Source organism: Nocardioides sp. QY071, assembly GCF_029961765.1.
GTDB lineage: Bacteria > Actinomycetota > Actinomycetes > Propionibacteriales > Nocardioidaceae > Nocardioides.
Genome location: NZ_CP124681.1, coordinates 3592561 through 3616201, shown reverse-complemented (window position 1 = coordinate 3616201; position 23641 = coordinate 3592561). Strand labels below are relative to the sequence as shown.

Annotated in this window: 18 protein-coding genes and 1 pseudogene; 10 read left to right on the top strand and 9 right to left on the bottom strand. The window is 71.5% G+C overall.

The window, feature by feature from the left end; genetic code table 11:
• Positions 1 to 15 precede the first annotated feature (15 nt).
• From QI633_RS17465 to QI633_RS17450, 4 genes and pseudogenes are all read left to right on the top strand, one after another.
• Positions 16 to 1104, top strand: a complete 1089-nt coding sequence (locus QI633_RS17465) for an ABC transporter permease (protein ID WP_282426488.1) — start codon at positions 16 to 18, stop codon at positions 1102 to 1104.
• 31 nt (positions 1105 to 1135) lie between these two features.
• Complete coding sequence (locus tag QI633_RS17460; protein WP_282426487.1) at positions 1136 to 2314, top strand: substrate-binding domain-containing protein; 1179 nt, start codon at positions 1136 to 1138, stop codon at positions 2312 to 2314.
• Positions 2315 to 3049: 735 nt separating this feature from the next.
• Positions 3050 to 3565, top strand: a complete 516-nt coding sequence (locus QI633_RS17455) for a CinA family protein (protein ID WP_160158210.1) — start codon at positions 3050 to 3052, stop codon at positions 3563 to 3565.
• A 7-nt stretch (positions 3566 to 3572) separates the two neighbouring features.
• A pseudogene (locus tag QI633_RS17450) lies at positions 3573 to 3932 on the top strand (ERCC4 domain-containing protein); the annotation flags it as partial.
• 224 nt (positions 3933 to 4156) lie between these two features.
• On the opposite strand, the gene QI633_RS17445 reads toward QI633_RS17450, so the two are convergent.
• Complete coding sequence (locus QI633_RS17445) at positions 4157 to 5461, bottom strand: ISL3 family transposase (RefSeq protein WP_282426486.1); 1305 nt, start codon at positions 5459 to 5461, stop codon at positions 4157 to 4159.
• Between the two features lie 134 nt (positions 5462 to 5595).
• Here QI633_RS17445 and QI633_RS17440 point away from each other — a divergent pair, with 134 nt between their 5' ends.
• Positions 5596 to 5892, top strand: a complete 297-nt coding sequence (locus QI633_RS17440) for a hypothetical protein (protein WP_282426485.1) — start codon at positions 5596 to 5598, stop codon at positions 5890 to 5892.
• Positions 5893 to 6038: 146 nt separating this feature from the next.
• A complete protein-coding gene (locus tag QI633_RS17435) occupies positions 6039 to 6740 on the top strand; it encodes a response regulator transcription factor (RefSeq protein ID WP_282426484.1) in 702 nt (233 codons plus the stop codon).
• A 27-nt stretch (positions 6741 to 6767) separates the two neighbouring features.
• Here the strand turns inward: QI633_RS17435 and QI633_RS17430 are convergent, their stop codons facing one another.
• Positions 6768 to 7382, bottom strand: coding sequence for a class I SAM-dependent methyltransferase (locus tag QI633_RS17430; protein ID WP_282426483.1), 615 nt, complete (start codon positions 7380 to 7382; stop codon positions 6768 to 6770).
• 128 nt (positions 7383 to 7510) lie between these two features.
• On the opposite strand from QI633_RS17430, the gene QI633_RS17425 reads away from it, so the two are divergent.
• The 3 genes from QI633_RS17425 to QI633_RS17415 are packed head-to-tail and all read left to right on the top strand — an operon-like array spanning position 7511 to position 13896.
• Complete coding sequence (locus QI633_RS17425) at positions 7511 to 13042, top strand: carboxyl transferase domain-containing protein (RefSeq protein WP_282426482.1); 5532 nt, start codon at positions 7511 to 7513, stop codon at positions 13040 to 13042.
• A 48-nt stretch (positions 13043 to 13090) separates the two neighbouring features.
• On the top strand, positions 13091 to 13417 hold the full coding sequence (locus tag QI633_RS17420; RefSeq protein ID WP_282426481.1) for a metalloregulator ArsR/SmtB family transcription factor: 327 nt from the start codon (positions 13091 to 13093) through the stop codon (positions 13415 to 13417).
• On the top strand, positions 13414 to 13896 hold the full coding sequence (locus QI633_RS17415) for an SRPBCC family protein (protein ID WP_282426480.1): 483 nt from the start codon (positions 13414 to 13416) through the stop codon (positions 13894 to 13896). Before QI633_RS17420 ends, QI633_RS17415 begins: the two co-directional genes overlap by 4 nt.
• A 17-nt stretch (positions 13897 to 13913) precedes the next feature.
• Here QI633_RS17415 and QI633_RS17410 read toward each other — a convergent pair whose 3' ends face one another.
• Positions 13914 to 15143: a hypothetical protein gene (locus QI633_RS17410; RefSeq protein ID WP_282426479.1), complete on the bottom strand. Its 1230-nt coding sequence runs from the start codon at positions 15141 to 15143 to the stop codon at positions 13914 to 13916.
• 286 nt (positions 15144 to 15429) lie between these two features.
• Here QI633_RS17410 and QI633_RS17405 point away from each other — a divergent pair, with 286 nt between their 5' ends.
• Positions 15430 to 16482 carry an IS30 family transposase gene (locus QI633_RS17405; protein WP_282426139.1) on the top strand — a complete coding sequence of 351 codons (1053 nt, stop codon included), beginning with the start codon at positions 15430 to 15432 and terminating at the stop codon, positions 16480 to 16482.
• A 427-nt stretch (positions 16483 to 16909) separates the two neighbouring features.
• On the opposite strand, the gene QI633_RS17400 is transcribed toward QI633_RS17405, so the two are convergent.
• Genes QI633_RS17400 through QI633_RS17375 form a run of 6 tightly spaced genes read right to left on the bottom strand, consistent with a single transcriptional unit; the run spans position 16910 to position 23575 of the window.
• Entirely contained in the window at positions 16910 to 18553 is a 1644-nt protein-coding gene (locus QI633_RS17400) for an amidohydrolase (RefSeq protein WP_282426478.1), read from the bottom strand.
• A gap of 25 nt (positions 18554 to 18578) precedes the next feature.
• The gene (locus QI633_RS17395; protein ID WP_282426477.1) at positions 18579 to 20162 is read right to left on the bottom strand and encodes a sulfatase-like hydrolase/transferase; all 1584 of its coding nucleotides are present in this window, start codon (positions 20160 to 20162) and stop codon (positions 18579 to 18581) included.
• The gene (locus QI633_RS17390; RefSeq protein ID WP_282426476.1) at positions 20159 to 21043 is read right to left on the bottom strand and encodes an ABC transporter ATP-binding protein; all 885 of its coding nucleotides are present in this window, start codon (positions 21041 to 21043) and stop codon (positions 20159 to 20161) included. The genes QI633_RS17395 and QI633_RS17390 overlap by 4 nt, the downstream gene beginning before the upstream one ends.
• Complete coding sequence (locus tag QI633_RS17385) at positions 20997 to 21770, bottom strand: ABC transporter permease (RefSeq protein ID WP_282426475.1); 774 nt, start codon at positions 21768 to 21770, stop codon at positions 20997 to 20999. The genes QI633_RS17390 and QI633_RS17385 overlap by 47 nt, the downstream gene beginning before the upstream one ends.
• Positions 21767 to 22555 (bottom strand): ABC transporter permease subunit, encoded by a 789-nt coding sequence (locus QI633_RS17380; protein ID WP_141798043.1) that lies wholly within the window; start codon positions 22553 to 22555, stop codon positions 21767 to 21769. Before QI633_RS17380 ends, QI633_RS17385 begins: the two co-directional genes overlap by 4 nt.
• Before the next feature lie 12 nt (positions 22556 to 22567).
• The gene (locus tag QI633_RS17375; protein WP_282426474.1) at positions 22568 to 23575 is read right to left on the bottom strand and encodes an ABC transporter substrate-binding protein; all 1008 of its coding nucleotides are present in this window, start codon (positions 23573 to 23575) and stop codon (positions 22568 to 22570) included.
• Positions 23576 to 23641 lie beyond the last annotated feature (66 nt).

Sequence of the window (23641 nt, the reverse complement as noted above, 5' to 3'; positions counted from 1 at the left end):
GCAGAAAGCAGCCACATGGCCAACGACGCCCGGGAGCGCTTCACGCTCCTCGCCCGGACCAGGACCTACCTCACGAGCAGCCCGATCCTCCTCCTGGAGCGGTTCGGCCTGCTCCTGGCGCTCGGCGCCGTGGTGCTCTGGTTCAGCCTGAGCGGCATCGGCGAGCTGTTCGTCAGCAGTGCCAACATCACCAACATCCTGGTCGGCGGAGCCGTCGTCGGGATCGTTGCTCTCGCGATGCTGCCGCCACTGATCGGCGGCCACTTCGACCTCTCCGTCGCAGCGGTCGCCAGCGTGAGCAACATCACCGTCGCCTCCGCGATCGGCAAGCACGGTGCGCCCATCCTCGTCGGCGTCCTGGTCGGGGTGCTCATCGGCGCCCTGCTCGGAGCCGTCACCGGATTCCTCGTCGCCAAGATGCGTCTCAACGCCTTCGTCGTCACCTTCGGCGTCTACATCCTCCTCAACGGCCTCTCCACCTGGTACACGGAGGGCGCCCAGATCGTCGCCGGGATCCCGCCGTCCCTGGGCGAGTGGAGCGGCAACGGGTTCCTCGGACTGCCTCGGCCCTTCGTCGCGCTGGTGATCGTGGCTGCCGTCCTCTGGTACGCCCTGATGCAGATCCCGTGGGGTCGCCACCTGGAGGCCATCGGGTCGAACGAGGCAGCCGCACGCCTCGTCGGCATCCACGTCGACAGAGCCGTCTGGATGGCCTTCGTCGCGTCGGGTGCCCTCGGCGGCATCGCGGGCGCGCTGCTGACCACGATCCTGGGCGCTGGCGACCCCACCGCCGGCCTCTCGTACCTCTTCCCGGCGTTCGCCGCCGTGTTCCTCGGCGCGACCACGATCCGGCCCGGCCGCTACAACGTGGTCGGCACCGTGATCGGCGTCTACTTCGTCGGTATCGCCGTCAGCGGCCTCTCCCTGCGTGGGGCGGACACCTGGGTGCAGCCGACGTTCAACGGAGCCGCCCTGATCCTCGCCGTGGCGCTGTCGACGTACCTGGCTCGGGTACGGGAGCGCCGCGAGTCCCGCGCGGTCACCAGCTCGGAGAAAGTCCCGACTCCCGCTCGGGAGTCGTCCCACCGCGGCGTCACCGCCTAGCGATCTGCACAACACGAAGGAGTGCTCAACCATGTCACGCATCCCGGATGCTCACCGGCTCCGTCGGGGTCTCGCCGCTGTCGCCACCTGTAGCCTGCTCGCACTGGTCGCCGCCTGCGGATCCGACTCGAGCGACGAGAGCTCGACCTCCCCCGGCGACACCTCGGGTGGCGCAGCGATCTCGCCCTCCGTCGACGACCTCAAGACGGGCACCGAGCAGACGCCCCCCACGACGGGACCCGAGCCCAAGAGCGGTCTCAAGCTCGTGTACGTCTCGTGCGGCCAGGTCGCCCCGGGCTGCGCCGGGCCCGGCGTGGGCCTCGCGAACGCGGCCAAGGAGCTGGGCTGGACGGTCACGGTCCTCGACGGGAAGTTCAATGCCGGCGGTGGCTACTCCACTGCCTTCCACCAGGCCATCGCACTCAAGCCCGATGCGATCGCCACCGCGGGCATCGACTGCTCCCAGGTGAAGCAGCCGGTCGCCGACGCCAAGGCTGCAGGGATCCCGGTCCTGAGCTGGCTGGGTGCCGACTGCGACGCGGACGGCGGCGAGAAGCTGTGGGCCGCCGACATCGTCTACCACCAGGACGCGCCGACGACCGCCGAGTGGTACGCCGCCTGGGGGGTCCAGAAGGTGCAGTATCTCGAGGCCAAGCTGGGTGGGAAGGTGCGGCTGATCAATGTCCGCTTCAACGACGCCTTGCCGAGCCTCAACGACGGTGTGGAGAGCGCCATCGCCGACTGCGGCGACTGCGAGATCGTCGCGGACGTGGCGGTGGGAACCGCCGACGCAGCCAATCCGCAGGGGCCCATCGTGGCCGGTGTGAAGGCCGCGCTGCTCAAGCACCCCGACGCCAATGCTCTTCTGGTGCCGGCCGACACGCAGCTCATGGCGACCGGACTGCTCCAGGCCCTGAGGAACAGCCCCCAGGGCAAGAAGCTCATCGTCACCGGGGGCGAGGGAGGTCCCAGCGGCATCGAGGCTCTCGACCAGGGCCCGGTCCCCACCGCGATCATCGGGTACAGCAACGAGTGGATCGGCTGGGCCCTGGCCGACTCGATCAACCGCCTCCTCAACGACTCGCCGCAGGTGGCCGAGGGCTTCGGGACGCGCGTCGTGGAGAAGGGTGAGAACCCTGCCGACGAGGCCTACCAGGCCAAGGTCGACTTCGAGAGCGCCTACAAGCAGGCTTGGGGAATCACCCAGTAGCGCATCCACTGAACAACCAGGAGCCCCGGGTGCGGATGCCCCCGGGGCCCCTGTTCGGTGCTGGCACGCCCGCCGTTCCTGGTCCGGAGGCCCTACGCTCACGCCGTGAGGAGCGCATGGCCGCAGGCGGGGACTCCTACTGGTGGGCCGACCTCGGCATCCCCGAGGCAGAGGTGCCACCGATGCAGGCCAGCTCCGCCCGGTCGGGCTCGAGTCGCTGGCTGATCACCGCGAGGCCGCGGCGGCAGCGAACTTGGGGCGTTTCACCGGGGCGGTTCGGCAAGGAGAGTTGCGCGACGAGGGTGACGGGAATCAGCCCCTGTCCACAATGGGTCCAGATTGAGCCGCTGCGAGCCGGTCCCTAACGGGTATCCTCTGACTCGAAGCATCGACGCTTTCCTCGTGAAATCGAGGAACCCGGTGGGAATCGTGCCGACTCAGTGGTCGTCGCAGGTGCCCCGATCTCGTCCAGAGGTCGCAGGTTCAAATCCTGCCCCCGCTACAAAGAACAGGGCCCGACCTGCGGAAACGCAAGTCGGGCCCTGTTGCTGTTGTCGGGAACCTGTACCGGGTTCCCGCCAGTTCCTCTGCGATCGGCGCGACGTCGCGCCGTCACCTTCACGAGAACCATCACGTCGCCGGCTGCGTCCGATCGGCCCCGGGGCGCTGGATGCTGGCGCGCGAGGTGGGTACCAGTGCCATCACCGAAGAGAACGGCGAAGGGAGGTCGCAGGAGTGAGTCGGGGGCGAGAAGCCGAGGCCGGCGGTCACGGTCACAGCCACGCCGCGCCCGCGGTCGAGCGCATCGCCGCCCTCGCCTCCGAGCGGTCGCTCACTCTCGCGTGCGCGGAGTCCCTCACCGCGGGAGCGATCGCCAGCGCGCTGGCGCGTGGCGAGGACGCGGCGTCCTGGTTCGCCGGCGGTGTCGTTTCGTACATGAGCGAGGTTAAGTTCGAGGTCCTCGGCGTGACCGAGGGGCCGGTCGTGACCGCTTCGTGCGCGCAGGAGATGGTGCGCGGTGTGGCCGCGCTCCTCGGCGCCGATGCCGCCGTCGCGGTCACGGGAGTCGGCGGGCCGGACGAGGAGGAGGGCCAGCCGGCCGGCACGGTCTTCGTCGCCACCTGCGTCCACGGCCGGACCGAGGTCACCCACCACCGCTTCGAGGGCGATCCGCTGGACGTCCTCGACCAGACGGTCGCGGTGGCGATAGACCAGCTGCAGGCAGGTCTCGTCGCGACGCCCGGGCCGTAGCGAGCCGATGGCCGACATGGACGTCGTGCTGGTGGACCACCGCGAACGGAGCAGCGCGATCCCGGATGCGCTGGTCGCCGCCGGCCTCGACGTACGTCTCGCCGACCTGCCGGTCGCCGACTACGTGGTTGGACCGGGGCTGGCGATCGAGCGCAAGGGCCCGAACGACCTGGGCGCGTCGATCCGTGACGGGCGGATCTTCGAGCAGGCCGTGCGACTGCAGTCCGCCTTCGCCCAGGCGGTGCTGCTGATCGAGGGGGAGCCACGCGGCATCGCGGAGGATGCCTGGCGTGGCGCGGTCTGCCGCCTGGTGGAGGACGGCTTCACCGTCCTGCACAGCCTGGACGCTGAGGACAGCGCAGCCTGGATCGTGCGGCTCGCCAAGCGTGCGCGTCGCGCCGCTCCCACGGTGCCGACGATCGGGCCGCGCCGTGCGCCGCGCCACCCGTCGGCGCAGGCCGAGGCGATGCTGTCGGTCGTCCCCGGGATCAGCGCCACGATGGCGCGCAGCCTGCTCGCGGCGTACGGGAGCCTGGCGGCGGTCGCGGCCGCTGCTCCGGAGGGACTGCGCAGTCATCCGGCTCTCCTGACTCATGTGTGGGTGGTGCGGCCGGGGAGTTGTGGGCGGTGTGTGCCTAGGCTGAGCATCGCGAGCGCGATGAGTGGTCGGGGCGTGTGGAACCCGAACGCGATGCGGGTCAGGAGTCGGATCTTGGTGTTCACCGACTCGACCAGAGCGTTGGTCAGACGGTGAGTGAGAGTCGCTTCGACGCGGGCAGCAATGGCTTCGATCCGTGTGGCGAGGTGGGCGAACTCCTCGATCCCGCTGGCGCGTGCCCAGGCCAGCCACTCTCGGAAGGCGTCGATGGCGTCGGGGCCGTGCATGCGGAACAGGGCGCGTAGGCCCTCCTTGAGCCGGTAGGCCTCCCACAGTCGGGGGTGGGTGGCCGCGATCCAGGCCAGCCGTTGCTGTTGGCGGTCGGTGAGGTCCTCTGGGTTTCTCCACAGGGCGTAGCGGGCCTCACGCAGCTGGCGGGCCGCGCCGGTGGAGTCGCGGCGCTGTCGGCCCTGTTCGCGACCGTTCTTGCGGGTCGCGCCGGCGGCGCGGGCTTCGCGCCACGCGGCGGCACGAACGGTGCCCAGGGCGTCGTTGGCCCATTTCACGACATGGAACGGGTCGGCACACTGCACGGCTTGGGGGCAGCGTTCGGTGACGACCTCGCCGATCCACGAGGCCGAGTCGGCCGAGACATGAGTGATCTGGACGCTGCGTTCGGGACCGAGGTCGTCGAAGAAGCGGCGCAGCGTGGCACGGTCACGGCCGGGTTCGGCCCACACCAGGTGTCCGGTGTCGTGGTCGACGACGACGGTCAGATAGAGCTGTCCGCGGCGGTAGGAGACCTCGTCGATCCCGATCCGCCGCAACCCATCGAGCCGGGCGCCTGTCGGCCCGCCGGTGGTGGTGTCGATCTGTTGCCAAACTCGGTCCAGGATCGATCCCACGCTGCGCCACGCGATGCGCATCAGTTCGCTGACCGCGGACTTCGAGGTCCGCACCGCCAGCCACGCTGCCTGGGCGTCGAAGGTGTGGGTGTGTCCCGCGCCATGGACCGCCCAGGGCACATGAGCCACATTCACGCCGTGCTCGCGGCACTGGACCCGGGGTGCGTCAGCTTCTAGGAAGGTCATCGTGGCGCCGTGGTCCAGGGTGCGCCAGCGGCGTCGTCCTGCCCCGGCGTCGTAGCCGGGGCAGGGCCGCCGACAGTGGCCACATCGGCCGCGTTGGCGGGCCATCGGCCGTACGTCGATGACCAGCACGCCACCGTCAAGGCGAGCGTTCTCGATCGCGGTGTGTTCCAGCCCCAACAGGCCACGGAATAGGCTGACGAGTGCCACGCCGTTCTCCTGACGCTCCGGTTTCGTTTCTCGACAACTCGAAACCTAGACAGGGAGCGGCGTGTGCTCGTTCAGGCCACGCAGCAACCACCCACGGATACGTCAGGAGAGCCAGTCATCCGGGGATCGGACCGGTGCGGGCAGCCCGGCTCGCCGAGGCGCTGCACGGTGAGTACGTCGCCCCGGGCGACCGCGCACCGCAGCCCGGGCGCCGCGCCCGTGGCCCGCGGACGCCGCGACGGTGGCTCCTGGTCGAACCCGGCTCCAAGGGCGAGTCCGCGTCCTTCGACCGCCGGGCCGTCGCCCTGCGCGCCCTGCACGCGGCGCGGGCTGGCTCCCAGCTGGTCGACGGCCTCACCGGCGAGGTCTCGGCCACGGCGCCGTTCCCCGGCCGCGGATCGACGGGCCAGTCGTCGTCCGCGACCACCTGACCTGCAGACAAGAATTGGGTACGCCGGACCCGATCGGTGTCGGTGGGAGCAGGATGCGCGCATACTCAGGACATGGTGGGTCTGGCAGTGGGCCGCTGGTAGGAGCGTCGGTCTGGAGCACCTGCGGTGGACGACGGGCAGCACACATGACACCGGGCGCGCGGCCGACCCGGTTGACGATCGTCGAGGACCACGTGCTCTTCGCCGAGTCGGTCGCCACGAACCTGGCCGCCGAGGGCTACCTGGTCAAGCGGATCAACCTCGCGGACTCCCGGGCGACGCTCGCCTCTGTGCTGGCGTCCGTGCTGCGCTCGGTGCCGCGAGTGGTGCTGCTCGACCTGGACCTCGGCCGGATCGGTGACGGCATCCGGCTCGTCTCGCCGCTGGCCGGGTCAGGGGTGTCGGTGGTCGTCCTCACCGACGGCCTGAGTCGTGGCACCTGGGGCGAGTGCCTGCGGCGTGGCGCCAAGGCCGTCGTACCGACGACGGGCTGTCTCGAGGACGTCCTGGCCGCGGTCGGCCGGATCCGCGACGGTCTCCCGGCCATGCCCGCGGCGGAGCGTGCGGAGCTGGTCCAGGCGGCGCTGCACGATCGTGAGGAGTGCCGGGCCCTGCGCGCCCGGCTGGCTCGACTCACCCCACGTGAGACGGAGATCCTCGGGGCGCTGATGGACGGTGCGCAGGTGCGCGACATCGCTCGCAGGTGCGTCGTCTCCGAGGCGACGGTGCGCACGCAGGTCAAGTCGATCCTGGCGAAGCTGGAGGTGCGCTCGCAGGTCGCGGCCGTGGGCGCCGCCTCCAGGGTGGGCTGGCACCCGCCCGGCGCCGACTGGAACCGCGCCAGCTGACCGGTCGAAACGGACATTCGACGGGGCTCAGGCAGCGGCGACACCGAGGTAGAAGGCGGTCGCGAACCGCGGTCCGCCGGAGGCGTAGAACTCGTCGAGCTCGGTCATCGTGAACCCCGCGTCCGCGACGAGCGTGGCGATCGGCCGGCTGAAGGTGCAGCCCCCGGCGAGCCGCTTCTCGATCGGGTCGAGGCGGTGCTGCCAGCGCTGCACCTTCTCGTCGGGTGCCAAGCCGTGCTCGACGAAGTGCAGGGTGCCGCCGGGACGCAGCACCCGGCGCACCTCGCGCAGCGCCTGCGCGACGTCCGGGATCGTGCACATGGTCCAGGTGCTCAGTGCCGTGTCGAAGGAGTCGTCGGCGAACGGCAGCGACTGCCCGTCCAGCCCCGAGCGCTCGATCGGCACCCGCGAGCCGGCGACCCGTCGCTCGGCGAGGCGCCAGCCCAGGTCGGCGGGCTCGACCGCCGTGACGCGGGTCACCGCGTCCGGGTAGTGCGGGACGTTGAGGCCGGACCCGAAGCCGATCTCGACCACCTCACCGTGCAGCCCGGCGCAGGCGCGATCACGGTGCGGTCGCATGTCTTTCGTGCCGCACGCGAGGTTCACGATCCGCGGCACCACGTGGTCGTCGTAGAAGCCCATGGGCCCAGCGTGCGCCTCGTCCCGAGCGGACGCCAGCGTCGGGCTGGACGGACCCCACAACGATTCGATGCCAACCCTGTGGGATCCGCGCTGTCCCGCGCGCGCCGCGAGATGGAAGGGTCGAGATCGTGCCAACGGTCTCGCGAATCGCCATCGTCAACCGCGGTGAAGCCGCCATGCGTCTCATCCACGCCGTGCGGGACCTCAACGCCCGGCACACGTCCGGGAGCGAGCAGATCCGGACCATAGCGCTGCACACCGACGTGGACGCCGGCTCGGCCTTCGTGCGGGAGGCCGACGAGGCGTACCTGCTGGGCGCGGCCGCCGACCGGCCCTACCTCGACCTCGCCGTCCTCGAGCGGGCGCTCACCGAGACCGGCGCGGACGCGGCCTGGGTCGGGTGGGGCTTCGTTGCCGAGGACCCGGCGTTCGCCGAGCTCTGCGCCCGGCTCGGCGTCACGTTCATCGGACCCAGCGCCGACGCGATGCGCCGGCTCGGCGACAAGATCGGCTCGAAGCTGATCGCCGAGGAGGTCGGCGTACCGGTGGCGCCGTGGAGCCGCGGTGGCGTGGACAGCCTCGAGGCGGCCCTGGCCAGTGCCGAGGAGGTCGGCTACCCGCTGATGCTCAAGGCCACCGCCGGCGGCGGCGGGCGCGGCATCCGCAAGGTCACCTCGGCCGAGGAGCTGACCGACGCCTACCAGCGCACCCGCGACGAGGCCGAGCGTGCGTTCGGCAGCGGCGTCGTCTTCCTCGAGAAGCTGGTCACCGACGCCAGGCACGTCGAGGTCCAGGTGATCGCCGACGGCCAGGGCACCGCGTGGGCGATCGGCGTGCGCGACTGCTCGGTGCAGCGCCGCAACCAGAAGGTCATCGAGGAGTCGGCCTCGCCGCTGCTCGAGGACGCCCAGACCGCCGACCTCAAGGCCTCGGCCGAGCGCCTCGCCAACGCGGTCGGGTACGCCGGCGCCGGCACCGTCGAGTTCCTCTACCACCCGGGCACCCGGTCCTTCGCCTTCCTCGAGGTCAACACCCGCCTCCAGGTCGAGCACCCGATCACCGAGGAGGTGACCGGCACCGACCTCGTCGCGCTGCAGATCCAGGTCGCCCGCGACATCCCGCTGGCCGGGGAGCGCCCCGCCGAGAGGGGCCACGCCGTCGAGGCCCGGCTCAACGCCGAGGACCCCGACCGCGACTTCGCCCCGGCGCCCGGCCGGATCACCCGCCTCGAGCTGCCCGCCGGCCCCGGCATCCGGGTCGACACCGGTGTCGGCGAGGGCGACGTGATCCCCGCCGACTTCGACTCGATGATCGCCAAGGTCATCGCCTGGGGCACCGACCGCGAGCAGGCGCTGGCCCGGCTGCGTCGGGCGATGGGGGAGACCACCGTCGTCATCGAGGGCGGCGCCACCAACAAGAGCTTCATCCTCGACCTCCTCGACCAGCCCGAGGTCACCACCGGCACGCCCGCCTGGGCCGACACCGGCTGGATCGACCGGGTCCGCGGCGATCAGTCAGGCGGCCGGCTGCAGTCGGCGCGCCACTCCGGCGTCGCGCTCGTCGCCGCCGCCATCGAGGCCTACGACGAGGAGGAGCGCGCCGAGATCGCCCGCTTCCTCCAGTCCGCGCAGGGCGGTCGCCCGCAGGTCCAGCACGACCCGTCCCGCACCATCGAGCTCAAGCTGCGCGGTGCGACGTACGCCCTGACGGTGCGGCAGACGGGCCGTGCCCGGTACGACGTCACGGTGGCCGGCGGCGGCGAGGAGCGCACCGTCACCGCGGTCCTCGACCGCATCGACGACGTCCACGGCCGTCTCACCGTCGACGGCCACCGCTACCGGCTGGTGAGTGCCACCCACGGCACGGTCCACCTGGTCGAGGTCGACGACGTCATGCACCGGGTCAGCCGCGACGAGGGCGGCATGGTCCGCTCGCCCGCCCCGGCGCTGGTCGTCGCGACCCCGGTCGCCGTGGGCGACGAGGTCGCCGCCGGGCAGCCGGTGCTGGTGCTCGAGTCGATGAAGATGGAGACCGTGCTCCCCGCGCCCTTCGCCGGGCGGATCAAGGAGCTGCTGGTCCGCGTCGGCGGCCAGGTCGAGACCGGGGCGCCGCTGGTGCGCCTGGACCCGACCGGTGACGGTGACGAGGCAGCCGTCGACGGCGGCACGAGGAGCGTCGACCTCGACCTGCCGACCTCGCACCGCGCCGGCGTCGCCGCCGACTGCCTCGGCGCGCTCGCGGGCCAGCTGCTCGGCTACGACATCGCGCCCGACCAGCGCGGTGCCCTGCTCGCCGGCCACCTCGCGACCCGCGAGCCCGGCGCCCTGCGCGCCGAGATGGACCTGCTCTCCCTGTTCGCCGACTTCGCCGAGCTCAGCCGCAACCGGCCGGCCGGCGACGAGGGGCACACCGAGCTTCGGGTGCACAGCTCGCGCGAGCACTTCCACACCTACCTGCGCAGCCTCGACCCCGACCGCGGCGCGCTCCCGGACCACTTCCGCGACAAGCTGCTGGGAGTCCTCGCGCACTACGGCATCACCGACCTCGAGCGCACACCCGAGCTCGAGCAGGCGGTGTTCCGCATCTTCCTGGCCCAGCAGCACCCCTCCGACGTCGACATCGCCGTCGGCGTCCTGCAGCGCTGGCTGAGCACCCCGCCGCCGCCCCCCGCCGAGGAGCAGGCCGAGGCCCGCGCGCTGCTCGAGCGCCTGGTGCGCGCCACCCAGCTCCGCTTCGCCGTCGTCGGCGACCTGGCCCGCTCGGTCCGGTTCGCCTGGTTCGACCAGCCGCTGGTGGACGACGAGCGCCGCGCGGTCCTCGAGGGCGTCGCCGCCGAGGTCGCCGCCCTCACCGACGCCGCGGCACCCGACCGCGACGCCCGGATCGCCGCCCTCACCGCGATCCCCGAGCAGCTCGTCGGCTTCCTCCGCGACCGGCTGGTCGACGGCCTGCCCGAGCGCGAGCCGCTGCTGGAGGTGCTGATCCGGCGCCACTACCTCGAGTACGACCTGCACGACCTGACCGTCTCCGCGCCCGGGGAGTACGCCGGCCGCCCGGTCGTGCACGCCGAGTACGCCACCGACGACAAGGGCGCGACCCGGGTCGTCTCCACGATCGGCGACGTGGCCGAGCTGGCCGATCCCACCAGCGCGCTCGGCACCGCGATCACCGACGCGCTGGTCGCCGACCACGACGACGTCGTCGAGATCTACCTGCGCTGGCCCGACGCGCCCGCCGACCCCGACCGCGCCTCGGCCGAGGTCGCCAAGATGCTCGCCGGCCACGACTTCGCCGCCCGCGCCCGCCGCGTCTCGGTCGCGGTCTGCCCGGCCGCGCCGCAGCCGGTGGACTACTTCACCTTCCGACCGGAGGGTTTCGAGGCTCGCTCCGCTCGCACCTCAACCACCGAGCTGGTCGAGGACACCCTGATCCGCGGCATGCACCCGATGGTCGGGCGCCGGCTCAACCTGTGGCGGCTGCGCGAGTTCGACGTGACCCGGCTCGCCGCACCCGACGACGTGCTGCTCTACGAGTGCGTCGCCCGCACCAACCCGGCCGACCGGCGCCTGGTCGCCGCGGCGCAGGTGCGCCAGCTGGCCGTCGTACGCGACGACGAGGGGCGGGTGATCGCGCTCCCGCACGCCGAGCGCGCGGTCGAGAACTGCCTCGAGGCGATCCGCCGGGTCCGTACGGCGCGAGGCCGCGAGGGCACCAAGCTCGACGTCAACCACGTGTGGGTGACCGTGTGGCCGGTCGTCGAGGCCGACCTCGACCAGCTGACCGCGCTGCAGGGCAAGATCACGCCCCTCAGCGAGGGCGCCGGGATCGAGGAGGTGCTCGCCGAGGGCCGCGTCGCGAGCCCCGACGGCGGTGCCCCCACCCCGCTGGCGATCCGCTTCCACGCCAAGCCCGGCGCCGGTGTCGTGGCCGACATCGTCGCGCCGCCGACCGAGCCGCTGGCCCCGCTCGACGAGTACGCCGGCAAGGTGCTGCGTGCCCGCCGTCGTGGCCTGGTCTACCCCTACGAGCTGCAGCCGGTCCTCGCCGGTGGCGGCACCGTGGTCGAGCACGACCTCGACGATTCCGGTGTCCTGGTGCCCGTCGACCGGGCGCCCGGCCAGAACAAGGCCGGCATCATCGTGGCCGTCGTCTCGACCCCGACGCCGCTGCACCCCGAGGGGGTCACCCGCGTCGTGCTCTGCGGCGACCCGCTGATGTCCCTCGGCGCGGTCTCCGAGCCGGAGTGCTCGCGGATCATCGCGGCCATCGACCTCGCCGAGCGGCTCGGCGTACCGGTCGAGTGGTTCGCCGTCTCCGCCGGTGCCCGGATCTCGATGGAGAGCGGCACCGAGAACATGGACTGGGTCGCCGCCGCGCTGCGCCGGATCGTCCAGTTCACCCAGGCCGGCGGTGAGATCAACATCGTGGTCGCGGGCATCAACGTCGGCGCCCAGCCGTACTGGAACGCCGAGGCCACGATGCTGATGCACACCAAGGGCATCCTCGTGATGACCCCGGACAGCGCGATGGTCCTGACCGGCAAGCAGTCCCTCGACTTCTCCGGTGGCGTCTCGGCCGAGGACAACCACGGCATCGGCGGCTACGACCGGGTGATGGGCCCCAACGGCCAGGCGCAGTACTGGGTGCCCGACCTGGCCGGCGCGTTCGGAGTGCTGATGGCGCACTACGACCACACGTACGTCGCCCCCGGCGAGGCCGGGCCGCGTCGTGCCGAGTCGAGTGACCCGGTCGAGCGCGACGTGACGACGTACCCCCACCCCGGGACGGACTTCGCCACCGTCGGCGAGATCTTCTCCGCGACCCACAACCCGGACCGCAAGAAGCCCTTCGACATCCGCACCGTCATGCGGGCGCTGGCCGACGCCGACCACGAGATGCTCGAGCGCTGGGCCGGCATGGCCGACGCCGACACCGCCGTCGTGGTCGACACCCGGATCGGCGGCTACCCGGTCAGCCTGGTCGGCATCGAGTCCAAGCCGGTCCCGCGCGCGGGCTTCCCTCCCACCGACGGCCCCGACACCTACACCGCGGGCACGCTGTTCCCGCGGTCCTCGAAGAAGGTCGCCCGCGCGATCAACGCGGCCTCCGGCAACCGGCCGCTCGTCGTGCTCGCCAACCTGTCGGGCTTCGACGGCTCGCCGGAGTCGATGCGCAGCCTGCAGCTGGAGTACGGCGCCGAGATCGGCCGCGCGATCGTCAACTTCGAGGGTCCGATCGTGTTCTGCGTGATCTCGCGCTACCACGGCGGCGCGTTCGTGGTCTTCTCCAAGCAGCTGAACCCGGCGATGACCGTGCTCGCGATCGAGGGCTCCTACGCCTCGGTCCTCGGTGGTGCCCCGGCCGCGGCCGTGGTGTTCGCCGCCGAGGTCGCCAAGCGGGCCGCGGCCGACCCGAAGGTCGCCGAGCTCCAGGAGCGGATCGACCACGCCGAGGACGGTCAGCGCGGTGCCCTCGTCGTCGAGCTCGCCGAGCTCCGGGCGCAGCTGCGGGCCGACAAGATCGCCGAGGTCGCCGCCGAGTTCGACGGCGTCCACGACATCCACCGTGCGGTGGAGGTCGGCTCGGTCGACGAGGTGATCGCGGCCGGCGACCTGCGGCCGAAGGTGGTCGCGGCGATCGAGCAGGGCTGGCGGGCCTGACCTCCGGAGGCCTTGTGCCGGGCGAACGTAAGCAGTAACTTACCGTTCGTGACCACTTACGCAGTTGATGCGTGGACCGCGCTCGCGGATCCGACCAGGCGGGAGATCTTCGCCCGCGTGGCGCAGCGGCCGCGGTCGGTGGCCGAGCTGGCGGGGGACCTCCCCGTCAGCCGGCCCGCTGTGTCCCAGCACCTGCGGGTGCTGAAGGACGCGGCGCTGGTGCAGGTGCGGCCCGATGGCACGCGGCGGATCTACTCCGCCGATCCCACGGGCCTGCAGGCGATGCGCGCCGAGCTCGAGGGCTTCTGGAGTGCGACGCTGGCCAACTTCAAGGAGCTCGTCGAGGGCGAGCCGCAGGATCGGAGCACGACATGAGCGAGACCACGCAGGACACGGCAGTGCGCTTCGAGATCACCGTGGAGGCGCCGGTCGAGCGCGCCTTCTCGGTCTTCACCGAGCAGTTCGACCGGATCAAGCCGCGCGAGCACAACCTGCTCGCGCCCGAGCCGATCGCGGAGACCGTCTTCGAGACGCGCGTCGGCGGCCACGTCTACGACCGCGGTGAGAACGGCTCTGTCTGCCGCTGGGCCCGGGTGCTGGCCTTCGAGCCGCCGCACCGCTTCGTGATCAGCTGGGACATCTCGCCGGCCTGGCAGATCGTGACCGACCCGGCCGAGGCGAGCGAGGTCGAGGTGCGCTTCGTCAACGATGGCCCCGAGCGCACCCGCGTCGAGCTCGAGCACCGCCACCTGGAGCGCCACGGCGCCGGTTGGGAGTCGGTGCGCGAAGGCGTCGACAACCCGCGCGGCTGGCCGCTCTACCTCGAGCGGTACTCCGCGGCCGTGGCGGGCTGAGGGCTCAACACTGCGCGTCAGGCGGCGTAGTCGCCGGCCAAGGTAAGTGCCTGGTGGGTGTGGAGGTGGTACTCGGCCTGGGTGATGGGTCGGGTGCCACCGCCGGTGACGAGGCGGTAGAGGCCGTGGGGTGTGCCCCAGATCCATCTGTCGGGTCCGAGCTGCATCACCGTGTAGCCGAGGTGGGTCTTCGCGCGGTGGTGGTGTCGGGTGAGTGGGGTGTCGTTGTGATCACCTGTTTGGCCGGGTGGTCCGTGCTTGTCGTACGGCGTGGTGTGGTCGTGGTCCGGCGGGCGGCCGCTGTGGTTGAAGAGGCCGGTGGCGTGGGGGAACGCGTCCCCAACCGTTCTCAGCTGGGTGCGGTGCTTGACGTCGGTGGGGTGCTCGTAGCCGTTGACCGACCGTCCGGTGTGCAGGTCGATGACCGGCTGCACGGTGATGGTGGCGTGGCGGCGCAGGAGGTCGTGAACCTGGTCGAGGAGCCGGGGGCCGAGGCCCTCGACCCGCGCAACGGGGCCGAACTCACCGGTGTCGGTCAGGGAGACATGGACGATGAGCTCGGTGGTCGGGCTGCGGTGGTCTCGTGACGGTTGCTGCGCAACCTCCTCGACCTCCGGGGTTGACGGTTGCTGCGCGACCTCCTCGACCTCCGAGGTGCCCGGGGTGTCGTCGATGCTGTTCAGGAAGGCGAGGACGGCGGCGGGGTCGGCAAGCATCGCGAACGCTTCGGCCCGCCAGTGGTCCATGCCCAGTGGCTCGGCACCGTCGGCGACGTCGGCGTGCTCGGCGAGGGCAGTGGCGAGGTCGTCGACGGTGTGTTGGTGGGCGAGGGCGTCGGCTTCGTCGAGCCGCGCGAACACCGTCCCCACCCCGGCCTGACTGTCGCTCTCGTCGACCTGCGCGCCCGGACGGGGCTTGGGGTACCAGACGCCCTTCTGGCTCTGGTTCTTGTCGATCCGGGCCTGGTGGGCGACCGGGTCGGCCTCGATGACCTTGGCCTCGGCGATGCTGAGGATCCGGCTGGGTGCTTCGTCCAACGCGGCAGCCACCGCGGTGTCGACGATGTGGATCTGGTGGCGGTCGAGCGTGCGGGACATCCGTGCGACCCGCCGCACCACCCACACCTCGCACCGGCCGGCCTTGACGCCTTCCCACGCCTGCGGGAGGCGGTGGCGCAGGTCGAACGCGTCAGCGAGGGCCCCACGGGTGGCGAGCACGTGCTCGTGCCGGGCGATCGCCATCTCCACCAGTGCAAGGTCGGCGACCTCCGGGGTCCCGTCCCCGCCCAGGGTGATCAGCCGCGGACCACCGAACCGAACAGGTACCGCGTTGGGCTCGGCCTGCGGGTCACCGGAGTGGAGGTCGGCCCAGGCGAGCAGCAGCTCAAGCTTGCGGACATCAAGAATCCGAGTCTCTCGGACACTGTCCTCGGCCGCGTGGAGCAGCTGCTCCGGCGTGGCGTCCGAGGGGTCCGAGATCAGGCGGTTTCAATCGGCTGTTGCAACTCCATGCGGGAAAGTGGAGGTTGCGCGGATGGCAGGAAAGCGTTTGACCGCTGAGAAGCGGTCGGTGATCGAGCGGGGTTATCGAGTTGGTCTGCCGCAGCGGACGATCGCAGCGTTGGTGGGGGTACATCCCTCGACGATCTCGCGTGAGCTGCGTCGACACCGGGCTACCGGGTACGGGTCAAGGTCGGTGCGAGGCCGGATCGCGCGCGGCGGCGGCAAGGGCTACCGGAATCGATATGACGCAGCCTCGGCCCAGGAGTTCGCCGATCGGCGGGCACGTCGGCGGTGCCGGCGCCGGCTTGACCATGGCCCGTTGCGGGAGAAGGTCTGGGAACTGCTGCGGGCCGACTGGTCCCCGCAGCAGATCGCGGCGATGCTGCCGGTGATGTTCCCCGATGACGAGGCGATGCGGGTGTCCCACGAGACGATCTACCAGGCGCTGTTCGTTCAGACCAAGGGCCAGCTCAAGCGGGAGCTCACACAGCACCTGCGTTCGAAGCGGATGCAACGAAAGCCGCAGGCCAGTGCCGCAAAACGCAGCAGCATCCGACTCAGTGATGATGTGCTGATCAGCGCACGTCCCGCCGAGGTAGAAGACCGCGCTGTACCTGGGCACTGGGAGGGTGACCTGCTGATGGGCGCCAAGGGCAAGGGGTCGATCATCACATTGGTGGAGCGCTCGAGCCGGTACGTGCTGCTGGCCCCGATCCCCGGCCGGCACACCGCCGAGACGACCCGGATGACGCTGGCACAGTTGATCGCCACGCTGCCCACCGACCTGGTGAAGTCGATCACCTGGGATCGCGGCACCGAGATGGCCGAACACGCCAGGTTCAAGGTCGAGACCGGTGTGAGCGTCTACTTCTGCGATCCCTACTCGCCTTGGCAGCGCGGCAGCAACGAGAACACCAACGGCCTGCTCCGCCAGTACTGGCCCAAGAGCTCTGACCTGACTGGAGTCACTCAGACCGAGTGCGACGACGTGGCGCTGCGGCTCAACACCCGGCCCCGCATGACGCTCAACTGGCAAACTCCCGGACAGGTGCTCAACGAGGCACTCGTTGCAACAGCGGGTTGAGTCCGCCTCATGGGGCCTACTCTATTCGAACAGGCGTTCTAATTCAAGAGGTCGGGAAGGACTTTCCCCTTGTTTCTAGGGGTTTTTCGGCCGCATGCGAACCGTCGCCCGACCGCGGGACCCGGCCGCCTCCCAACCTTCTTCGTCGCTGCCTTTCGCGACCGCTACGCACCCGAGGCCGCGGACAGTTCGCGCGAAGGCCAGGTGGTTTCGAGGCTCGTCGCTGCGCTCCTCGCACCTCAACCATCGGACGAGGTCGGTTGCGGTGGTCTCGTGACGGTCGCTGCGCGACCTCCTCGACCTCCGGACGCGGACCGCGGCCCGACCGCGGAACCCGACCATCTCCGCACTGTCCTCGTCGCTGCTTTTCGGAACGCAACCACCTGCGCAACCGAAGCCCACGGAGAGTTCGCGCGCGGGCCGGGGCTCACCCCTCGTGCACGACCCGGCCATCCAGCACCGTCATGACCGGTGTGACGGCGTGCAGGTCCTCGTCGGGGACGGTCGTCAGGTCCTCGGCGAGGACGCACAGGTCGGCGACCTTGCCGGGCTCGACGGTGCCCTTGTCGTGCTCGGCGTGGTCCTGCCAGGCAGGGTTGGCGGTCCAGGCGCGGATCGCCTGCTCGCGGGTGAGCCGCTCGGTGGGACCGCAGGGTCCGTCGCTGCCGCGCGGGACGCGGGTGACCAGCATCTGCAGGGCGAGGCGCCAGTCCGGGTCGGTGATCGGGGCGTCGGAGGCGTCGCAGACGACGACGCCGGCGTCGGCCATGGAGCGGGCGGGCATCATCCGGTGCCACTGCTCCTCGGTGATGACGCCGACCAGGCCGGCTGCGGCCTGCCACTTCACGAGGGCGTTGACGTTGGCGAGGATGCCGTGCTCGGCCATCGCCGCGATCGACCCGGGCGAGGGCAGGTTGGCGTGGATGAGCACGTGCCGGGCGTCCGGCCAGGGATCCTCGACGAGCGCGGCCACGAGGGCGTCGACCGCGGTGTCGCAGGCCCGGTCGCCGGTCGCGTGGACCTGGACCTGGAACCGGTGCCGGTGGAGCAGGCGCACGAGGGCGTGCAGGGCGGCGACCCGCTCGGCGTCGTCGGCACCCTCGGTGACGAGCGCACCGCAGGTGCCCTCGTGGTGGTACGGCGCCGACATCCACGCGGTGCCCAGCGAGGCGACACCGTCGGCGATGAGCTTGCAGCCGCCGATGCGGAGCAGGTCGTCGCCCAGGCCGGTGGTCGAGCCGACGTACCGCATCGCCTCCTCCAGCACGCCGAGTGGCGTCTGCACCGACGGCCAGGTCCAGTGCAGCAGCGTGGTCAGCCGGGCGGAGAGCCGGTCCTCGCGACGTAGCGCCACGTAGTCGCGCAGCATCTCCGGCGTCACGATCGGGTCGGTGAGACTGGTGATCCCGCGGCGGTTGAGCTCCGCGATCGCCCCGACCACCGCGGCCTGCCGCTCGGTCGCGGTGGGGACCGGCAGCACTCCGTCGAGCAGCTGGAGGGCGGCCTCCTTGAGTACGCCGGTCGGCTCGCCCGTTGCGGGGTCGTGGACGACCTCGCCGCCCGGCGGTGCCACGGTCGCGCGGGTGAGGCCGGCGCGCTGCATGCCGACGGTGTTGAGCAGCCCGCCGTGCGCGCTGAAGTGCTCGAGGAACATCGGGCGGCCGCCGCAGACGTCGTCGAACATCGCCGCGGTCGGCCCGAGCGGGTCGTCGCCGGCGAGCACCCGCTCGTGCCAGCCCCGGCCCCGCACCCAGCCACCCTCGGGCTGCGCGGCGGCGTGGCGTCGTACCAGCTCCCGGGCCTCGTCGAGGGAGCCGGCCGCGGACAGGTCGACCTGTGCGCGCGCCAGGCCCCACCACTGCAGGTGCAGGTGCGAGTCGTTGAGCCCGGGCAGCACCGTGCCGCCTGCCAGGTCCACCGTCCGGGTGCCGGGACCGGCGAGGTCGCGCACCTCGCGGTCGGAGCCGACGGCGACGATCCGGTCCCCTCGCACGGCGACGGCGGCGTGCGTCGAGAAGGCGGCGTCGACGCTGAGGACGGTGCCGGAGTGGAGGATCAGGTCGGCGTGCACGGGTCTCCTTCGGGTTCGCGCGTGGTCAGGCGGAGGCGGCGGGGCGGATGCCGGTGTCGGTGAGCCGGATCAGCTCCGCGGCCAGGTCGGCGGTCAGCCGGGCCTGGAGCGCGGCCCCGTCGAGGGTGTCGGCCAGGTTGGTGGTCTCGTCGGCGTCGTCGTCGAGGGCGTAGAGCTCGCGCACGTCGTGGCCGCCGTACACCGTGAGCCGGGCGTCCTCGGTCAGCAGCGTGCGGATGTGGACCGGTCCCGGCAGCCCGGGCAGTCCGAACGGCTGGTCCTCCTCGACCAGCAGCCGCGGTCGTACGGCGGATGCCCGGCCCTCGACCAGCGAGCGGAGGCTGGTGCCCTGGATCCCTCGGTACGACGGCACGCCGCCCAGGTCGAGCAGCGTCGGCGCGATGTCGGCGCTGCTCACCAGCGCCGAGGAGCGCCCGCCGTCGCCGCCGGGGGAGCGCACGATCAACGGCACCCGGGTCACGCCCTGGTAGTGCACGAAGTGCTTGAGCATCAGGCCGTGGTCGCCGAACAGGTCGCCGTGGTCGGCGGTGAAGACCACCGCGGTGTCGTCGGCGATGCCGAGGTCCTCGAGCCGGCCGAGGATGCGGCCGATGCTGTCGTCGAGCAGCGAGACCAGGCCGAGCTCGGCGGCGAGCGCGTGGCGGTACTGCTCCTCGGTGGGCGACCAGGTCATCGTCGGGTCGGCGGCGGGCCGGCCGCGGTCGGCGACGATCTGCCGCACGTGCTCGGGGGAGCGGTCGTGGGTGTCGAAGAAGGTCGCGGGCAGCTCGACGGCGCTCGGGTCGACCCGGTGCCAGTAGTCGCCCGGAGGGGCGAACGGGTGGTGCGGGTCGGGATAGGACACGAACAGGCAGAAGGGCGCGTCGCCGGCGGTCAGCTGCTCGAGCCGGTCGATCGCCCGCTCGGTGACGTACGTCGTCGGATGCAGCTCGACCGGCACCTCCGACTGGTAGACCTGGTCCCACCCGGGGTAGCCGACGAGCGCGTCGCCCATGATCCGCACGGTGTCCGGGTCGAGGCCGCGGGCCCGCGCCCAGTGGGCGTAGTGGCCGCCCGGGGCGTCGCCGTGGCCGATCACCAGGTCGACGGTGTCGAAGCCGTAGTAGTCGGGCGGGAGCTCGAGGCGGGCGGGCCGGTGCCGCTCGAAGCTCTCCCAGGTGTCCCACTGCGCCGGGCGGCCGCGCTCGACGGCGTCGACCAGTGCGGCGTCCACGAGCTCGGGTGCGTGTCGCGCCATGTCGGCGAGCTGGTCGTCCTCGTAGGGCCAGCCCATGGTCTGGAAGTGCAGCTTGCCGACGGCCGCCGTGTTCCAGCCGGAGCGCTGCATCGAGCGCATGAACGTCTGGGCGTCCCAGTCCAGGGTGACGCCGTTGGTGCGGGTGCCGTGGGTCGAGGGCCAGCGGCCGGTGGCGATCGTGGCACGGTTCGGCATGCAGGTCGGGTTGGCGACGTACGCCTGGTCGAAGACCGTGCCGCTCGCGGCGAGGGCGTCGAGGTGCGGGGTCGGCACCTGGCCGCCGCCGAAGCCGAGATGGTCGGCCCGGAGCTGGTCGGCGACCAGGACGACGACGCCGCGGACCTTGCTCACGCGGAGGCCTTGATCCGCGAGAACACCCGCGCCCGCAGGTCGACGAAGCGCGGGTCGGACTTGGTCTCGATCTGGTCGCGGGGGAACGGCAGCTCGACGGGGATGATCTCGTCGACGGTGCACGGGCCCTTGGTGACGACCACGACGCGGTCGGACAGGTAGACAGCCTCGTCGATGTCGTGGGTGACCAGCACGATGGTGATGCCGAAGTCCTCGCGCACCTTGAGCATCAGGTCCTCGAGGTCGGCGCGGGTCTGGGCGTCGACCGACGCGAACGGCTCGTCCATCACGAGCACCTCGGGCCGGTAGGCCAGCGCGCGGGCGATGGCGACGCGCTGCTGCATGCCACCGGAGAGCTGCCACGGATAGCTGGTGCGTACGTCGGACAGGCCCACCTCGCGCAGGGCGTCGGTGATCCGCTGCTCGCGCTCGGCCTTTCCGATCTTGAGGTTGGCGAGCGGGAGCCGGACGTTCTTCTCGACGGTCAGCCACGGCATCAGCGAGCGGGTGTACTCCTGCAGCACCAGCGCCATCTGGCGTGGCGGCCCGTCGACCACCTGGCCGTCGAGGCGGACCGCGCCGGAGCTGGCCGGGTGCAGGCCGGTCAGGCACTTGAGCAGCGTGGTCTTGCCGGCGCCGGAGGGGCCCACGATGCAGACGAACTCGCCCGCGTGCACGTCGAAGGTGAGGTCGGAGATGACCTCCTTGCGGGCCGCGCGGCGCCGTACCCCTTGTGCAGGCCCTCGATCGAGAGCCGGACCTGGCGTTCGCTCATCGTCGGAGCTCCTGTCGTGGGCGAGGGGGAGGGGGTGCGGGTCAGGGTGGTGGAGGTGCTCATTCTTTGGCCGCCTTTCGGGCGCCGTCGTACCAGTGCAGGACACGACCGCGGGCGAGGAGGAACAGGAGGTTGACGAGGTAGCCCAGGAGGCCGAGCAGGACGATGCCGGACCACATGTCCGTGACCGCGAAGCTCTGCTGGGCGAGCAGGGTGAGGGCACCGATGCCCTCGGTGGAGCCGAGCATCTCGCTGGCGATCATCACCACGAAGGCGACCTGCAGGCTGACCTGGAGGCCCGCGAAGATCTGCGGGCCGGCCGCGGGGAGCAGCACCTTGGTGACCCGCTGGCGCCGCGTGAGCTGGTAGGCGCGGGAGATGTCGAGCAGCACCGGGTCGGCGCTGCGCACGCCGTCCATCGTCGCGATGATCGTCGGGAAGACCGCTGCGGTGGCGATGATCGAGATCTTCATGCTCGGGCCGAAGCCGAGGAGCAGGATGAAGATCGGCACCAGTGCGACGCCCGGAGTGGCCCGGACGAAGTGCATCAGCGGCTCGAGCGCCTCGCGGAGCAGGCGGACCCGGGCCAGCACCATCCCGGCAGCGATGCCGACGACGGAGGCGATGCCGAAGCCGACCGCCATGTTGCGCAGGCTCGGCAGCACGTCGCTGACGAACTGGTCGAACAGCCACATCTCCCGGAACCGGGTGAGGATCTCCTGCAGGGGCGGGAAGAACGGCTCGGCGGCGCCGGCGGACCAGAGCCACCAGCCGACGAGTACGACGACCGGGAGCCACAGCTCGAGGGCCACCAGCGAGAGTCGGCGGGTCATGCCGTCACCTCCGAACGCACCGAGGCGTGCCAGAACAGGGCCCGCCGCTCGACGGCGGCCAGCACGGCGTTGATCAGGACGCCGAGGACGCCGAAGGTCACCACCAGCGCGTAGATCGCCGGGTAGTCGCCGGTCGTCTGGGCGAGGACCAGGTCCTTGCCGAGTCCGGGGGCACCACCGATGATCTCCGAGACGAGCGCGATGACGAGCGCGGCGCTGGCGCTGATCCGGACGCCGGTCGCCACGAACGGCAGGGCGGTCGGTGCCACCAGGGTGCGGACCCGTTGCCACCGGGTGAGCCGGAACGAGCGGGCCGTCTCGGCCGCGACCGGGTCGACGTCGTGGACGCCGTGGGCGGTCTGGGTGATCAGCGGGAAGACGCCGCCGAAGGCCACGAGGAAGATCCCCATGTCCCCGGTCGGGCCGAGCACCAGCACCAGCAGCGGCAGGATGACGATCGGCGGGATCGGCTTGAGGAACTCCACCAGCACGCGGGTGCTGCGGTAGGCCAGGTCGGACTGGCCGACCAGCAGGCCGGCCGCGACGCCGAGGACGACCGAGAGGACCAGGCCGATGGCCGCCACCCGGAAGGTCTCGCCGAGCGAGGACCAGAACAGCGGGTCGCCGGCGAACTCCCGCAGCCGGCCGAGGATCTCGGGCACGGTCGCGAACGGCTTGTCGGCGAGCGGTCCGGTCACGGCCCACTGCCAGAGCAGGGCGGCGACCGCGATGCTGGCCGCGCCGACGGCGTACCGCCGGACGGTGCCGGGACGGAGGGTGGGCATCGTCGTCCTCCGTCAGCTGCCGAAGACGAGGGACGTGGCGTCGATGTCCTTCTTCAGGTAGCCGAGCTCCTTCATCCGCTCGATCACCGACTGCACGTCGGCCGGGTCGACCGTCGCGGGGAACGCCGGCTCCGAGCCCGCCTGCACCGTGGCCAGGTCGGTCTTGAGGACGTCGGCCGCCGCCTGCTGGGCTTCGGTGATGTGCGCCTCGGCGTACTCGTTGGTCTGCTCGACCGCGGCCTGGAAGGACTTCACGATCTCGGGGTCCTGCTTGGCGAGGGAGGCGGAGGTGACCCACATGCCGACCGCGCCGTCGTCGAAGAACTCGAGGCCGGGGGACAGGACGAGCTTGCCGCCGCCGTCCTCGGCCTGGGAGAGGAAGGGGACGACGAGCCCGGCGGCGTCGACCCGGCCAGACTTCAGCGAGCTGACGGCGCTGGGGAAGTCGAGGGTGATCCAGTTGATCTTCGCCGGGTCACCGCCGTCGGCCTTGACCGCCGCGGCGATCGTGACCTCGAGCTGGGCTCCGCGGGCCGGGACCGACACGGTCTTGCCCTCGAGGTCCTTCGCCCGCGTGATGCCGGAGTCGGCCGCGGCGACCACGCCGCTGTCGTCGTGCTGGAGCGCGAGCGACGGGTCGGCCTCGACCGCGGCCTTGGTGCCCTCGTCGTAGCCGTCGGCCGCACCGACGATCTCGAGCTGGACGCCGTTGGCGATCGCGTTCACGAACGGGATCGACGGGGTGTAGTTGAAGTCGACCTCGTCGCCGGCGACCGCCGCGATGCCGCTGGGCGGGTTGGCGACCTGCTTGAGCTCGATGCGCAGGCCCTGCTTCTCGAAGAAGCCCTGGTCCATGCCGAGCTTGAGGGCGCCGACGGAGTAGATCGGGGTGTAGGCGACCGTGACGACCTTCAGCCCGTCCTCGGTCTTGCGCTCACCGCCGCCCCCGCCGCCGCAGCCGGTGAGGACGAGGGCGAGCGAGGCGGTGGCGGCGACGAGCCCTGTGCGCAGGGTCTTCATGGGTCCTCCAGGTGGGGCGGGACGGTGTCGGTGTATCCGAGGTCACACCAGCGTGCTGCCGCCCGG

What these genes read in the sequence shown, in the direction of transcription:
- QI633_RS17465 (WP_282426488.1), top strand. Translation starts at nt 16, where the DNA reads ATGGCCAACGACGCCCGGGAGCGCTTCACGCTCCTCGCCCGGACCAGG.
- QI633_RS17385 (WP_282426475.1), bottom strand. Translation starts at nt 21,770, where the DNA reads ATGACCCGCCGACTCTCGCTGGTGGCCCTCGAGCTGTGGCTCCCGGTC.
- QI633_RS17405 (WP_282426139.1), top strand. Translation starts at nt 15,430, where the DNA reads ATGGCAGGAAAGCGTTTGACCGCTGAGAAGCGGTCGGTGATCGAGCGG.
- QI633_RS17380 (WP_141798043.1), bottom strand. Translation starts at nt 22,555, where the DNA reads ATGCCCACCCTCCGTCCCGGCACCGTCCGGCGGTACGCCGTCGGCGCG.
- QI633_RS17435 (WP_282426484.1), top strand. Translation starts at nt 6,039, where the DNA reads ATGACACCGGGCGCGCGGCCGACCCGGTTGACGATCGTCGAGGACCAC.
- QI633_RS17375 (WP_282426474.1), bottom strand. Translation starts at nt 23,575, where the DNA reads ATGAAGACCCTGCGCACAGGGCTCGTCGCCGCCACCGCCTCGCTCGCC.
- QI633_RS17460 (WP_282426487.1), top strand. Translation starts at nt 1,136, where the DNA reads ATGTCACGCATCCCGGATGCTCACCGGCTCCGTCGGGGTCTCGCCGCT.
- QI633_RS17430 (WP_282426483.1), bottom strand. Translation starts at nt 7,382, where the DNA reads ATGGGCTTCTACGACGACCACGTGGTGCCGCGGATCGTGAACCTCGCG.
- QI633_RS17415 (WP_282426480.1), top strand. Translation starts at nt 13,414, where the DNA reads ATGAGCGAGACCACGCAGGACACGGCAGTGCGCTTCGAGATCACCGTG.